Raw genomic sequence first — 13,109 nt, forward strand, 5'->3', positions numbered from 1 at the left:
AAATTTTAGCCACTGATTATACTATCAGGGCAAGAGCTTCTTTTATCGTGCCCACCGGTCGCTGGCAGGCTCGGTTATAGCAAACGTAAACCGTAGACTTTTCTTTCACTACCTTTTTGCCAGCCAGCATAGGCAGTGCGTCCGTTTCCGTTTCTGAGGCAGCCACCACTTTGTTAGGCAGGTAGGTTTGTTTCAATGCTGCTGCCGATTCAAATGCACCTGGCCCCACTATGGCAATTTCCGCCGTTGGCTTGGCCAGCTGACCTGCCATCATGGCCCAGTTGGTGAGGTAATCTGGTTCCGTGAGTATCAACGACTTTAACCTTGCGGTCATTTCCTCAGCGAGTGTGAGGTATTGATTGTTTTCAAAGTAAAGCCCCAGCTTGTGCAGGTTGTGCGCCATCATCGAATTGGTGGAAGGGATAACGTTGTCAAATACTTCCTTCTTTCGGGCGATGAGCTTTTCGCCCTTGCTTGAGGTGTAATAAAAAAGCCGCTCTTCCGTATCGAAGAACCCATCCATTACTTGTTCGGACAACAAATAGGCAAACTGTAGCCATTCCCGATCAAAGCTGGCCTCATACAGCTTGATGAGGCCGTCGATGGTAGCTGCATAGTCTTCCAGATAGCCATAAAGTTTGGCCTGACCATTTTTGTAGGTACGATGCAGTACGCCGTTGTTCCACGCCTTGCCTTTGATAAACGAAGCGCAGTTGGTCGCCAGCTTACTAAACCTTTCTTCTTTGAAAACGATGGCCGCATCTGCCAGCCCTTTGATCAAAAGCCCGTTCCATCCGGTGAGGATCTTGTCGTCAAGTCCAGGTCTTATTCTAGAAGCCCTTACTTGCATAGCCCGCTTGTTGAAGGCAGCCACAGCCTGCTTGGCCTGTGCCATTGGTAATTGATGTCGCTTGGCCACTGCTTCCAGAGGGGCGGTAACAAACAGGATATTTCTACCGTGTTCCCAGTTGCCACTGTCTGAGATATTGTAGTAGTCTTTGATGAATTGCTTTTGATCGCCTGCTATTGCCTCAAACTCAGGTTGCGTCCAGGTGTAGAACTTGCCTTCCACGCCCTCACTGTCGGCATCGAGGGCAGCGTAGAAGCCACCTTCTTCGAGAAGCATTTCCCGCTCCAGCCATTTCACCGTTTGGTACACCACCTCTTTGAACAGCGGATTTTCCGTTACCTGATAGGCTTCCGAATACAAGCTGAGGAGCTGGGCGTTATCGTACAGCATTTTCTCAAAGTGAGGAGCAAACCATTCGCCATCCACCGAGTAGCGAGCAAAGCCACCGCCGGCCTGATCGTAGATGCCCCCCTGAGCCATTTTGATGAGTGTGAAATGCACGTGATCAACCAGTTGCTGGCTGTTGGTAGCATGCCCATGACGCAGCAGGAACAGCCAAATGCTGGGCATGGGGAACTTTGGTGCTTTTTGCAGGCCTCCCCAAATGGTATCAAACTTTGGGAGCAATCTGCCAGCTGCAGAACTGATTTCCGCAAGAGAAAAGCTGCTTTCCGGCGAAGAAAGGCTGAACTGCTCCAGCACACTACCACCAAGGTGGTCAGCGAACTTCTCAGCTGAGTCTTCGAGTTCTTGCCTCTGTTTACTAAATGCCTCAGCTACATTCTCGAGCAGGCCAGCCCAGTTTTTGGCAGGGAAGTAAGTGCCTCCATAGAAGGGCTTTTGCTCCGGCGTAAGAAACACATTGAGGGGCCAGCCGCCGTTCAGTCCCATGGCTTGCACGGCGTCCATGTACACCTGGTCCACATCGGGCCGTTCCTCCCGGTCGACTTTGATGCACACATAATGGTCGTTCATGAGCTGGGCGATGGCTTCGTTTTCAAACGACTCATGTTCCATCACGTGACACCAATGGCAGGCAGAGTAACCGATACTGAGAATAATAGGCTTGTCTTCTTTCAGTGCCTTGTTCAGCGCTTCTTCTCCCCATGGATGCCAGTCGACGGGGTTGTAGGCATGTTGTAGCAAGTAGGGGCTTGTTTCACTGATCAGCTTGTTGGGCTGCGGGCCTTTGGTCATAGAATTTCCTTTTTCAGGGCTTGTATCTCTTGTTCTAAATTCAATTGGCTACTCAATTGTTCCATTTCTTCCAGTGTCTTTTTCAAAAAAACCTGATGGTGTGCCGAAGCCGGGTGAAAAGGCTTGTGTTCAAGGTTTTTTTTCAACTTCTGCCACTTAAGAATCAGCTGCCTGGTGGGCTCATCGAAGTAAACCCCGGAGAACTTTTCCCAGATATAGTCGTGCGCTGTTTCGTTGGGGTGGATCATGTCCTTCTCGTAGAAGCGATAGTCTCGCAGGTCGTCCATCATGATCTCGTAGGAGGGAAAGTAGCTAACCTCAGGGAATGCGGTCATTTCAGCCACCGCCACCCGCAGGATGGACTTACTTTGACTGTTGACGACCAGTGTGTCTTTGACATGTCGTACGGGGCTAACTGTGACTATCATTTGGACGTCAGGATTAACCTGAAAAAGCTGGTTCCGCACATTTTCGTAGGCTCTGATCACCTCTTTAACCGACAATATCCTTTTTGAAAATTGGCTGGCAGGCACTTTGTGACAATTCGCCACTATTTCCCCTGAGCGTTCGTATACTACGGCCGTGCCTAAAGTAATGATGAGCCATTTTGCATCAGCGAGGGCTTTGGTGGCTTTTTGCTCAAGCTGTTGCACCTCTGCCTGGAGTTCTTCTTTGGTTCCTTTCCCAAACTTTGAATGCAGGTCGAAGTGCTGGTAAATGCCCTGACTTTCAACGATTCCTTCTTTTGTAAAACTGGTGTTGCTTGCAGCTTGCGAAAGTAGCTTGAAAATGGAGACAGGGTTGTAAACGGTGCCAAATGGATTGATGTCGACTGAAAACTTGCTTTCAGCCATGCGATTGCCCATGACATCAGCAAAGCAGGAGCCTATGGTCAGGATCGAATCCTGATGGGTGATTAAATGCTGATGTGGCGTTATGCTAATTTCGGTGCGAAACATGTCGCAAAATAAGTAAATAACGTATGGAGAAGCATCGTTATTTAAGATGCATGAATTTTTGTAGATTTAATCTGTTAATACTTTAGTTGTGACTGACTACAAACAAATTATTACAATTGAACCAGGGAAGAGAGGAGGCAAGCCGTGCATCCGTGGAATGCGTATTACTGTTAATGATATTCTTGGCTGGCTTGCCTCCGGTATGACTGTTCAGGAAATACTAGCTGACTTCGACGAACTGACAGAAACGGATATATATGCAGCCTTAAGTTACGCAGCTGATAGGGAGAATAGGATTTATCAGGTGTCCCAATGAAATTCTTGTTCGATCAGAATATCTCTCATAGAATTCTGAAATACCTTCCGATTGAATTTTTCTACAGTGCGGATATTAAAAAGGGCAGGTTTAAAGAATACAAATTAATAGCGTTATAAAAAAGCAAAAGGTCCAAGCGGGACGCATTGAACCAGTTTTGCTTTTTTATTTACTAGCCGAGATTAAATATTCGATCCCCGAAGAATAGAGATAGGTAAAAAATTTACTCGGTCGTGACGTTTTAAGCATAAAAAAGGCGCCTTGAGAGCGCCTTTTCTTTATGATCTTGTATTCGGATTATTCACCGACAACATTCACAGTGATCTCGTGCTTCACATTCTTGTGAAGATCAAGTAGTACTGTGTGCTCACCAACGTTCTTCACAGCTTCTTTGAAAGTGATTCTCTTACGATCCACTTCAAATCCTTTGTCTTTAAGAGCGTCAGAAATTTGAAGAGCTGTAACAGCACCAAATATTTTGCCGCTTTCGCCAGCTTTGGTGTTGATAGTTACAACCAACTCGCCGATAGATGCAGCAAGCGCCCGAGCGTCCTGAATGATCTTCTCTGCTTTGTGAGCAGCCTGGCGGATGTTTTCTTCAACTTGCTTCTTATTGGAGTTATTGGCGATAATGGCCAATCCCTGAGGAATCAGGTAGTTACGTCCAAACCCTGGCTTTACAGAAACTGTATCGTTTTTGTAGCCAACGCCTTTTACGTCTTCTTTTAGTATAATTTCCATGATCCTCGGTGGTTTACTTCAATGAATCAGTTACGTACGGTAGAATAGCAATGTGTCTTGCTCTTTTTACCGCCTGGGCTACTTTCTTCTGGAACTTAAGGCTGGTGCCTGTTAGTCTTCTTGGAAGAATTTTACCTTGTTCGTTTACAAATTTCAACAGGAAGTTAGCATCCTTGTAATCGATGTATTTGATTCCGTTTTTCTTGAAACGGCAATACTTCTTGATTTTCTGGATGTCCCTGTTGATGGGCTCGTTCATCAGTGTCATGCTGCGACCTCCTTATCTTTTTTGTTGAATTCGCCTTTCCTACGCTTGTTGTTGTACTCGACTGCGTCTTTGTTCAACGCAACGGTAAGGAAACGCATAACTTTTTCGTCACGGCGGAACTCGGTTTCAAGTGCTGCCACAACCCCAGGAGCTGCTTTAAATTCAAAATAGTGATAGAAACCTGTGGTTTTGTGCTGGATCGGATACGCCAGCTTTTTCAAGCCCCAATTTTCTTCATTGACCATGTCGGCACCATTTTCGGTCGCCACGGCTTTGAATTTGTCAACAGCATCCTTCATCTGAGTATCAGACAAAACGGGAGTTAAAATGAATACTGTCTCGTAATTGTTAAGCATTGTATAACTTATTAATTAAATGGGCTGCAAAGGTATGTAATCGAATCGTAATTGACAAGGAGCCGTCGGATAAGTTGACAGGCCCCCTGATTATGTGTTGTCGTACTCGAAATGTAGTGGAGATGTTACGGCTTATTTTACCGTAAAAGAGCCTGCGCCCATCAGGTAACCGTCAGTGTACACTTCCACTTTGTGAATGCCCAGCGCATATTCACTGCCTTTGTTGTAAAGAAAGGACAGTTTTTGGCGGGTGTTGTCGAAAAGAATCTCCTGCTTGGCTGTGAAGTACATCTCACGATTGTCGAACATAAAAGTTCCTGATCCTCTCGTAACGTCGAAAAGCACGTTTCCATCAGGAGCCACTATGCGCACCAGCACATCCTTGCCGTCTACGGGTGCCACTTTGTTTTCAGCTATATTGAAAGTGACTTTGATCGATTCTATCTGACGATTTTTAAACTCGCCGATAGTTTCTTTCCCCCTGCTATTGACAGCGGCTATTACCATGTTTTCCACCTTCAGTTGAGAGGCAAGGGCTACTTTTTCTTCAAGCTTGTTTTTGGACTGATTGAGGTCTCTTATGGAAGCTGTCAGCTCATTTTTCTCTTCTTTCAGACCTGTGTTCTCCGTTAAAAGCTTCTCATTGATGGCCCTTAGCTTGGTAATCTCTTCGTCCTGTGCCACCAGCAGCTCACGGTAACCTTCCACCCTGGCTTTTAGCTGCCCAATTTCTCTGTTGCTTCGGGTTCTTATGGCCTCTTTTTCTTTCTCCAGCTGCTCTTTCACTTTCAAAAGCGTGTCTATCTCACCACCCAGTTCGGTAATGGTTTGGATGCGTTTATCGAGCTCAGATGATACCGAATCAAGACTGAAATATGTTTCGGTAAGCTCCTCCTGCTTCGCCATATTGTCTGCCGTGAGCGATTTATTGGTGCTGTAGTCGATACCTATCTTCACTAAAGCCAGCAACAAAAGGATAGCCAGGGCTATGACGATTGATTGCTGCTTTCTATTATTACTTCCTCCTTCACTCATGGTATTGGTCTATTACTTGTGCAGAATGTCAAAACAGCCGCAAAATTAGGGAACTAATGTCTTAAAACAATGTTAATTGCCGTCATTACAGCTAGTTTATGAATTTGGATGCCGATTTTTGGACTAAAAGATACCGGGATGGGGCAACTGGATGGGATGCCGGTGCTATTACCACACCTCTCAAGGCCTATTTTGATCAGCTCACCGACAAGCAAACCAGGATTCTGATCCCTGGAGCGGGAAATAGCTACGAAGCCGAATACCTTTTCAAAACAGGCTTCCAAAACGTTTTTGTTATCGATTTGAGTCGTGAACCGCTTAACAACCTTCGTCAAAGAGTACCTGATTTGCCGCAAGAGCAGCTAATAGAGGGGGATTTTTTTGACCATAACGGCCAATACGATATTATTGTCGAGCAGACTTTCTTTTGCGCAATCGATCCGTCACTGAGGCAAAGGTATGCCGGGAAAATGCATGGACTATTGAAGTCGGGAGGTAAGCTCGTGGGTGTTTTGTTTGACGACCCGCTCAATAGCGACCGCCCACCTTTTGGGGGCAATGCTGCGGAGTACAGGGCGTATTTTGAGCCACTGTTTGATTTTAAGGTATTTGAGGCCTGTTACAATTCAATTCCACCCAGGGCTGGCAGGGAGCTGTTTATCCATTTGACAAAAAAGGAAACCATTTCTTAGAGGTCAGTTTAGCACCATAGTACCTCTGTCTCTTTCCTCAAATCAGGGTTGAAGAAAAGTATGCCGGCATGAAAAATATCAACCGACAGTGTCACCGATTCATGCTGGGTTAGCTGCCGCCAGGCTCGCTCCATGCCCGCCGACCAGTGAATGTCTCCGACTACGACGATGCTTTGCTGGTGCAGGCTCCCCTGCAAAGTCTCAAAGAATGAAAGTGTGGCTTCTTCGCTGTGATGCGCATCTATGAAGACCAGGTCCAGTTTTGGTGTGGTTTGAATAAAAGGCATGAGCGTTTCCTGTGCCCTACCTTCTATAAGCTTTATGTTTTGGCAGGCCAGCCGATCAAAAGTCTCTCTAGCCATGGCGGCAATGGCCGGGCTTCCTTCAATGGTGGTTAATTGTCCTGAAGAAGCCTTGTTTATATAAGCAGCCGAAATGCCCAGAGAAGTGCCAATTTCCAGGCTGTGTTCGGGTTGCTGAAATTCTGCCAGCCGGTATAAAAAGGAACAAAAGGCTGGCGACGACAGGCTGTGTTTCGCTATGCTGCCTACTGTTCGTTGTTGCGAGCGACTGATGAGTGAGCCCGCTCCCGGGTCTTGCAAGTCGATGAGTCTTTTGTCTCTTAGTAAAGCCCTTCGCAGCTTTTCAATAGGCTCGAAATGCGCAGATGGGCTTTTCGGTTTTAGTACCTCATTATAAAACTTGAAAAGAAAGGGACTGTGCAAAGACTGCTCGTCAACAGCATTGAGCCAGTAAGAAAAATATGCTTTTGCAGGATAAAGCCTTCTGGAAAGCGACAAGAATCAATTGAGTTTATAAGGCACCACCATGGTGAACTCGGGAATCTTCACCTGGAATTTTTTACCGTCGAGTACTTTTTCCATGAGGTAGGAGCCCAGCATTTTGCCAACGCCCGATCGGAGGTTGCATCCGCTTACGTACTGATGTGTTTCGCCGGGTTCCAGAATTGGCTGCTGGCCCACCACGCCTTCGCCTTCCACTTCCCTCACTTGCGTGTTGAGGTCGTGGATGTACCAGTGGCGGCGCAAAAGCTGTATGGTATTGTCTCCGCAATTTTCTATGGTAATCTTGTAAGTAAACACAAAGTGCATCTGCTTCGGATTGGAATATTCCGGCTGATATTCTGTGATGACGCTCACTTTTACCCCTTCTGTAATTTCAGTTACCATGAAATTGTAAGACTTAAATGCGGATGCCTATATTAGGGTTGGTTGTTGCCAGGAGGCTATTAAGATACAAAGAAAATCAAAAAAATGATTCATGGATGTAAAAATTGAAGAAAGCTGGAAGAAGAAATTGTTACCTGAATTTGACAAAAGCTATTTCGTCGACCTTACTTCTTTCGTAAAAGATGAATATTCAAAGCATATTGTTTACCCTCCAGGCAAAGAAATTTTCAGTGCATTTGCCCACTGTCCTTTTGATCAGGCAAAGGTGGTGATCATTGGCCAGGATCCATATCATGGCGCAAATCAGGCCAATGGCTTGTGTTTTTCGGTAAAGGACGGCATTAAAATGCCGCCGTCGCTGGTCAACATTTTTAAAGAACTGGCCAACGACCTTGGAAAGGATATTCCTCCTTCGGGCAATCTGGAGCGCTGGGCCGATCAGGGGGTGTTGTTGCTCAATGCTACTTTAACGGTAAGGGCCAGCAGCCCGGGATCGCATCAGAATCGGGGGTGGGAAACTTTTACTGACGAAGTGATAAAGACGGTTTCGGTTGAAAAGGAAAATTTGGTTTTTATTTTATGGGGAGCTTATGCGCAGCGCAAGGGGGCTGTTATTGACAAGTCGAAACATTATGTGATAGAATCACCGCATCCGTCACCCTTTTCAGCTCACAGTGGTTTTTTTGGTAGCAAGCCTTTTAGTAAAACGAATGAGTACCTGAAATCGAAGGGGTTAAGGGAAGTTGACTGGTGACTCTCGGGTAAGGTTTGAACCTTTCTAAAAACTATTTTTGTATATTGAATCAAAGGAGCAGAAATGATAACCAAGGATCAAGTAATAACAAGCTTAAAGGATATGCCAGATCAGTTTTCAATTGATGAACTGATGGACAAGTTGATTTTGCTCCAAAAGATAGAAGCCGGTTTAAAGCAATCCAGGGAGGGGGAGGTGTATTCCTCAAAGGAGGCCAAGGAAATGCTTAAGCAATGGTCAAAGTAAACTGGACAAGAGAAGCGATTGAGAATATTCATGAATTGAGGGAGCATTTTGAACCCAGGTCACTTAGATATGCGGAACAACTGACAGATCAAATATTTGAGAAGGCAGAAATTTTAATACAGTTTCCTCAGATTGGGAGAGTAGTTCCTGAGATAGACAACCCGGCAATCAGAGAGCTAATTTATAAATCCTATCGGATCATTTATACCATCCTCACAGAGGATAAAATTGACATTCTTGCTGTTCATAATGGATTGAGGCCTTTGTCTGACATCTCTATTTTTGATTAGCTTTTTCGGAGTTCTGGCCCGCAAACCCAAGTTGATTGGTGACAATTTGAAAAAGAAAATTTTATAAATTGACTTCACCAGCCTAATACCTACAGAATGAAACTACATACCAAACTCAATCAGTACCTTGTGTTTTGTGCAGTTGTTTGTGTCAGCGCTTGCGATCAAAAGCCTACTTCAACATCGTCAGAAACGGAGACTAAGGAAGACAGCCTGGGGGCCATTTCCCAACCGCTTGTCACTGACCTCTACACAGCTGATCCGTCGGCACATGTCTTCAATGGAAAGGTTTACATTTATCCCTCGCACGACTTTGATGCTGGCATTCCTGCCAATGACGACGGCGACCACTTTGGCATGGTGGATTATCATGTCTATTCCCTTGATAAAATTGGAGGGCCAGTAACAGATCACGGTATAGCGCTCCATATCGACAATGTTCCGTGGGCAGGCCGACAAATGTGGGCGCCGGATGCTGCTCTCAAGGATGGGAAGTACTTTTTTTACTTTCCTGCCAAAGACAAAGAAGACGTGTTTAGGATAGGAGTGGCAGTTGCCGCTACACCCGAAGGGCCATTTACTCCAATGGATCAGCCTATTGAAGGCAGCTACAGCATCGACCCGGCAGTATTTACCGATGCCGATGGAAGCTCCTATATGTATTTTGGCGGCATCTGGGGTGGGCAATTACAGCGCTGGGAGACAGGCGAATACGTGCCCTACGACTCCTTTCCTGCCGGCGACCAGCCAGCTATCAGGCCCAGGGTGGCTAAAATGAATAATGATATGTTGGGCTTCGCCGAAGAGGTGAGACAGGTGGATATTCTGGATGAAAATGGAGCTCCATTGCTTGCAGAGGATAACAATCGCAGGTTTTTTGAAGCGGCCTGGGTGCACAAGTACAACGGCAAATACTACTTCTCCTATTCTACAGGCGACACCCATTTTATCTGCTATGCTACGGGCGACAATCCCTACGGACCGTTTACCTACCAGGGCGTTGTGCTTAATCCTGTAATTGGCTGGACCAACCACCATTCGATTGTGGAGGTTGATGGTAAATGGTATCTGCTTTACCATGATAGTACCCTTTCTGGCGGGCAAACCCATTTAAGAAACATCAAAGTCACTGAGCTGACCCACCGGCCCGATGGAAGCATCGTTACCATTGATCCTTATACCAAAAAATAAAATCAGCTAATGGAAGTAAAGATACCCACCGACAGACCTACGTGGGAAGGAGAAATCGCCACCTACTGGTTTGAAGGAGAGATACTTATTTCGCTTTCCAAAAGCATCAAACGGACGGTGGAGTTGATCAGAGGGAATGTGGAACTGGTAAAAGACATTGCTCATAGCAAACCTGTGCCACTACTCATTTACCTCAAAAACTCTCCTGTTCCTGACATGGAAACGCAAAAGTTTTCCAGAGAGATGCTGCCAGAGATCTATACGGCCATGGCCATGGTGTCGAAACCCGGCCTGTCGAGGTTCATTATGAACCTGCTGTTCAGCATGAGCAAACCGCCCATTCCGATGAAAAGTTTTACGGATGCGGAAAAGGCGAAAAAGTGGTTGAAGAAGGTAACAAAATGACTTTTTGCCTGGGTCGTTTCCTGAATGGCATCAGTTTCCGGGAACCTGTAATCTTCCATTTACAAAAGCTGTAACTTTTTTCAATCCCGACTTTTACCCACACTTATTTTTCTTTTGAGTTGAGAGTTTATTGATGTGCGCTGGCGCTTCTTAACTAAAGTCAATGAAACACATCATTGGGGTGACTTGTTTTGCCTCATCAAACTCAAAACAATAAGAACTATGAAAGCAATCTTTACCGGAGCACTATGTCTCCTGCTAGCCCTGACCGCCTTTGGTCAGGCAAAGCAATTCACGATCAGTGGATACCTTAAAGATGAAAGCAATGGTGAGGCCCTTATCGGCGCCAATGTTTTTGTCAGAGAGATATCGGGCGGCACCACAGCCAACGTCTATGGCTTTTATTCCATTACGCTGGCGGAGGGTAGCTACAACCTGGATGTTAGCTATGTTGGTTACGGCAACACACACAAGGTAATTGACCTGACCCAGGATATCAGACTGGATTTGGAACTGCGGTCGGCTGACGCAGAACTGGAAACTGTGGTGATTACCAGCGAGGCCATTGATGAAAATGTGGCCAGTATTGAAATGAGTACGATTGAGCTGGAAATGAAGGCCATTGAAAAGCTACCGGCATTTGCCGGGGAGGTGGACGTGCTCAAGAGTATTCAGTTGCTGCCTGGTGTCAGTTCTGTAGGCGAGGGCACTGCTGGTTTCAATGTGCGTGGAGGAAGCGTCGGGCAAAACCTTGTGTTGCTTGACGAAGCTCCGGTGTACCAGTCGTCACACTTGTTTGGTTTCTTTTCCGTGTTCAATCCTGACGCTGTGAAAGATGTGAAGCTGTACAAAGGCGGCATACCCACCCGCTACGGTGGTCGTTTGTCATCCATTCTGGATATCCGTATGAAAGAAGGCAACAACAAAGACTATGATGTAGCCGGAGGTGTTGGTACCGTGTTTAGCAGACTAGCGGTGGAAGGGCCAATTAAAAAGGATAAGTCTTCCTTCATTATTGCGGGTCGGCGGTCGTATGCCGATGTGCTGGTGCGGCCTTTTACCAATATGCTGTCTGACGGCGCAGGTATGTATTTCTACGACCTCACTGCCAAAACCAATTTTAACATCAATGATAAAAACCGTGTGTACGTTTCCGGCTACCTGGGGCGTGACGTTTTTTCGTTTGACGAATCACAGGGTTTTGACTGGGGCAATCGTACGGCCACGGTACGCTGGAATCACCTGTATGGCAACAAGCTCTTTTCCAACATCTCGGCTTTTTACAGCAACTACGATTATGGTTTCAGCTTTGGCACCAACAAACTGGATAAGTTCGATTGGGCCGCCGAAGTAAGCACATGGAATTTCAAGCCGGAGTTCAACTGGTTTCTGAATGTGAACAATGAGCTAACCTTTGGAGGGGAAGCTATTTTGTACGGCTTCGAACCAGCCAATGCCTCGACAGTGAACAATGGCATCAGAACAGATATCAGCCTCGACAGACGCAAAGCCCTGGAAACAGCCGTTTATCTCAGCAATGACCAGAAGCTTAGTAAGAAACTGTTTGCTCAATACGGAGTGCGATTCAGCTACTTCAACAACCTTGGTGGTAGCCTAATGACTTATGGCGACACCCTGGCAGGTGTGGAGAAACCGTTGCTATCAGTTACAGAAAAGGACGACTGGGAGTCGATCGTTTCTTATCAAAACGTTGAGCCGAGGGCATCGCTGAGGTATCAGCTTTCAGAGTCGAGCTCCGTGAAGGCCAGCTACAACCGCATGAGCCAGTATATCCACCAGATATCTAACACGACGGCTTCTACGCCAATTGACATCTGGCAACCGTCGGATAACAACATTGCCCCGCAAATGGGTAATCAGGTGGCCATGGGCTACTTCAGGAACATTGGCGGAAAGCGTTTCGAGACCTCTGCCGAAGTGTACTACAAGTGGAACAAAAACCAGGTCGACTACATTGATGGAGCTGAGCTGTTTATCAACGAATTCATTGCTTCTCAGCTGCTTTCCGGCGTTGGCAGGGCTTATGGCCTGGAGCTTTATGTGAAGAAAAATGCCGGGAGGCTGACCGGCTGGGTGAGCTACACACTTGGCAAATCGGAGCTGAAGGTGGACGGGATCAATTTTGGAAACGACCGTACGAATCACGAGGGCAACTGGTACGCTACCCGCTTCGATCAGCGCCACAACCTGAAGGTGGCTGGCTTCTACGACCTGACTGAACGGGTTTCCCTTTCCGCCAACTTTAGCTTCATGTCTGGCACGCCGACCACGTTTCCTACCGATCGTTACATGTCGGCAGGTTACGTCATTCCCTACGTGAGCGGAAGTGAGAGAAACAACTTCCGAATTCCAAACTACCACAGGCTGGATGCGTCACTCACCATCAACAATGTGTGGAGGGGCAAAAAGAACCGGTCAGGCAATGACCACATCGTTTTCTCCGTGTACAACCTGTACGCCAGAAAGAACCCTTTCAGCATCTACTTTTCTCAGGGCAGGGACAGACAAATGGGAGATGCTCCACAGCAAACGGTTGCTAAGCAGCTTTCTCTCATAGGTACACTGATTCCCGCCGTTACTTACAACTTCAAATTTTAA

Annotated in this window: 16 protein-coding genes; 8 read left to right on the forward strand and 8 right to left on the reverse strand. The window is 46.4% G+C overall.

The annotated features are described in order from the left end of the window. Positions 1-16 precede the first annotated feature (16 nt). Positions 17-2,047: a thioredoxin domain-containing protein gene (locus ACMVP2_RS16560; protein WP_416864258.1), complete on the reverse strand. Its 2,031-nt coding sequence runs from the start codon at positions 2,045-2,047 to the stop codon at positions 17-19. Further along, positions 2,044-3,006, reverse strand: a complete 963-nt coding sequence (locus ACMVP2_RS16565; protein ID WP_416864259.1) for a GSCFA domain-containing protein — start codon at positions 3,004-3,006, stop codon at positions 2,044-2,046. The genes ACMVP2_RS16560 and ACMVP2_RS16565 overlap by 4 nt, the downstream gene beginning before the upstream one ends. 88 nt (positions 3,007-3,094) lie before the next feature. Here ACMVP2_RS16565 and ACMVP2_RS16570 point away from each other — a divergent pair, with 88 nt between their 5' ends. After that, positions 3,095-3,322, forward strand: coding sequence for a DUF433 domain-containing protein (locus tag ACMVP2_RS16570; RefSeq protein WP_416864260.1), 228 nt, complete (start codon positions 3,095-3,097; stop codon positions 3,320-3,322). 297 nt (positions 3,323-3,619) lie between these two features. On the opposite strand, the gene rplI is transcribed toward ACMVP2_RS16570, so the two are convergent. The 4 genes from rplI to ACMVP2_RS16590 all read right to left on the reverse strand — a co-directional run bounded on the left by rplI (position 3,620) and on the right by ACMVP2_RS16590 (position 5,722). Continuing rightward, positions 3,620-4,063 carry a 50S ribosomal protein L9 gene (rplI, locus tag ACMVP2_RS16575; RefSeq protein WP_416864261.1) on the reverse strand — a complete coding sequence of 148 codons (444 nt, stop codon included), beginning with the start codon at positions 4,061-4,063 and terminating at the stop codon, positions 3,620-3,622. Between the two features lie 13 nt (positions 4,064-4,076). Beyond that, the gene (rpsR, locus tag ACMVP2_RS16580; protein WP_151997139.1) at positions 4,077-4,331 is read right to left on the reverse strand and encodes a 30S ribosomal protein S18; all 255 of its coding nucleotides are present in this window, start codon (positions 4,329-4,331) and stop codon (positions 4,077-4,079) included. Continuing rightward, positions 4,328-4,687 (reverse strand): 30S ribosomal protein S6, encoded by a 360-nt coding sequence (gene rpsF, locus ACMVP2_RS16585; RefSeq protein WP_339793216.1) that lies wholly within the window; start codon positions 4,685-4,687, stop codon positions 4,328-4,330. Before rpsF ends, rpsR begins: the two co-directional genes overlap by 4 nt. Positions 4,688-4,819: 132 nt before the next feature. Further along, positions 4,820-5,722, reverse strand: coding sequence for a chromosome segregation protein SMC (locus ACMVP2_RS16590; protein WP_339793215.1), 903 nt, complete (start codon positions 5,720-5,722; stop codon positions 4,820-4,822). A 98-nt stretch (positions 5,723-5,820) separates the two neighbouring features. Here ACMVP2_RS16590 and ACMVP2_RS16595 point away from each other — a divergent pair, with 98 nt between their 5' ends. After that, positions 5,821-6,414 carry a methyltransferase domain-containing protein gene (locus ACMVP2_RS16595; protein ID WP_416864262.1) on the forward strand — a complete coding sequence of 198 codons (594 nt, stop codon included), beginning with the start codon at positions 5,821-5,823 and terminating at the stop codon, positions 6,412-6,414. A gap of 8 nt (positions 6,415-6,422) precedes the next feature. Here ACMVP2_RS16595 and ACMVP2_RS16600 read toward each other — a convergent pair whose 3' ends face one another. Beyond that, entirely contained in the window at positions 6,423-7,214 is a 792-nt protein-coding gene (locus tag ACMVP2_RS16600; RefSeq protein WP_416864263.1) for an O-methyltransferase, read from the reverse strand. Positions 7,215-7,217: 3 nt separating this feature from the next. Continuing rightward, on the reverse strand, positions 7,218-7,604 hold the full coding sequence (gene apaG / locus ACMVP2_RS16605; protein WP_151997133.1) for a Co2+/Mg2+ efflux protein ApaG: 387 nt from the start codon (positions 7,602-7,604) through the stop codon (positions 7,218-7,220). 91 nt (positions 7,605-7,695) lie between these two features. On the opposite strand from apaG, the gene ung reads away from it, so the two are divergent. The 6 genes from ung (at position 7,696) to ACMVP2_RS16635 (ending at position 13,109) form a co-directional block, all read left to right on the forward strand. After that, positions 7,696-8,358: a uracil-DNA glycosylase gene (gene ung / locus ACMVP2_RS16610; RefSeq protein WP_416864264.1), complete on the forward strand. Its 663-nt coding sequence runs from the start codon at positions 7,696-7,698 to the stop codon at positions 8,356-8,358. Positions 8,359-8,421: 63 nt separating this feature from the next. Further along, positions 8,422-8,604, forward strand: a complete 183-nt coding sequence (locus ACMVP2_RS16615) for a hypothetical protein (protein WP_416864265.1) — start codon at positions 8,422-8,424, stop codon at positions 8,602-8,604. Continuing rightward, positions 8,592-8,894 (forward strand): type II toxin-antitoxin system RelE/ParE family toxin, encoded by a 303-nt coding sequence (locus tag ACMVP2_RS16620; protein WP_416864266.1) that lies wholly within the window; start codon positions 8,592-8,594, stop codon positions 8,892-8,894. The genes ACMVP2_RS16615 and ACMVP2_RS16620 overlap by 13 nt, the downstream gene beginning before the upstream one ends. A 96-nt stretch (positions 8,895-8,990) precedes the next feature. Beyond that, positions 8,991-10,085, forward strand: coding sequence for a glycoside hydrolase family 43 protein (locus tag ACMVP2_RS16625; RefSeq protein ID WP_416864267.1), 1,095 nt, complete (start codon positions 8,991-8,993; stop codon positions 10,083-10,085). Between the two features lie 9 nt (positions 10,086-10,094). Continuing rightward, a complete protein-coding gene (locus ACMVP2_RS16630) occupies positions 10,095-10,490 on the forward strand; it encodes an STAS/SEC14 domain-containing protein (RefSeq protein ID WP_339794940.1) in 396 nt (131 codons plus the stop codon). Between the two features lie 222 nt (positions 10,491-10,712). After that, positions 10,713-13,109, forward strand: coding sequence for a TonB-dependent receptor (locus ACMVP2_RS16635; RefSeq protein ID WP_416864268.1), 2,397 nt, complete (start codon positions 10,713-10,715; stop codon positions 13,107-13,109).

The sequence above is a fragment of the Imperialibacter sp. genome (assembly GCF_048007035.1).
Taxonomy (GTDB): domain Bacteria; phylum Bacteroidota; class Bacteroidia; order Cytophagales; family Cyclobacteriaceae; genus Imperialibacter.

Bases quoted from the DNA above. Each gene is read 5' to 3' on its own strand.
- ACMVP2_RS16560 (WP_416864258.1), bottom strand. From the start codon at position 2,047: ATGACCAAAGGCCCGCAGCCCAACAAGCTGATCAGTGAAACAAGCCCC.
- ACMVP2_RS16565 (WP_416864259.1), bottom strand. From the start codon at position 3,006: ATGTTTCGCACCGAAATTAGCATAACGCCACATCAGCATTTAATCACC.
- rplI (WP_416864261.1), bottom strand. From the start codon at position 4,063: ATGGAAATTATACTAAAAGAAGACGTAAAAGGCGTTGGCTACAAAAAC.
- rpsR (WP_151997139.1), bottom strand. From the start codon at position 4,331: ATGACACTGATGAACGAGCCCATCAACAGGGACATCCAGAAAATCAAG.
- rpsF (WP_339793216.1), bottom strand. From the start codon at position 4,687: ATGCTTAACAATTACGAGACAGTATTCATTTTAACTCCCGTTTTGTCT.
- ACMVP2_RS16590 (WP_339793215.1), bottom strand. From the start codon at position 5,722: ATGAGTGAAGGAGGAAGTAATAATAGAAAGCAGCAATCAATCGTCATA.
- ACMVP2_RS16595 (WP_416864262.1), top strand. From the start codon at position 5,821: ATGAATTTGGATGCCGATTTTTGGACTAAAAGATACCGGGATGGGGCA.
- apaG (WP_151997133.1), bottom strand. From the start codon at position 7,604: ATGGTAACTGAAATTACAGAAGGGGTAAAAGTGAGCGTCATCACAGAA.
- ung (WP_416864264.1), top strand. From the start codon at position 7,696: ATGGATGTAAAAATTGAAGAAAGCTGGAAGAAGAAATTGTTACCTGAA.
- ACMVP2_RS16615 (WP_416864265.1), top strand. From the start codon at position 8,422: ATGATAACCAAGGATCAAGTAATAACAAGCTTAAAGGATATGCCAGAT.
- ACMVP2_RS16620 (WP_416864266.1), top strand. From the start codon at position 8,592: ATGGTCAAAGTAAACTGGACAAGAGAAGCGATTGAGAATATTCATGAA.
- ACMVP2_RS16625 (WP_416864267.1), top strand. From the start codon at position 8,991: ATGAAACTACATACCAAACTCAATCAGTACCTTGTGTTTTGTGCAGTT.
- ACMVP2_RS16630 (WP_339794940.1), top strand. From the start codon at position 10,095: ATGGAAGTAAAGATACCCACCGACAGACCTACGTGGGAAGGAGAAATC.
- ACMVP2_RS16635 (WP_416864268.1), top strand. From the start codon at position 10,713: ATGAAAGCAATCTTTACCGGAGCACTATGTCTCCTGCTAGCCCTGACC.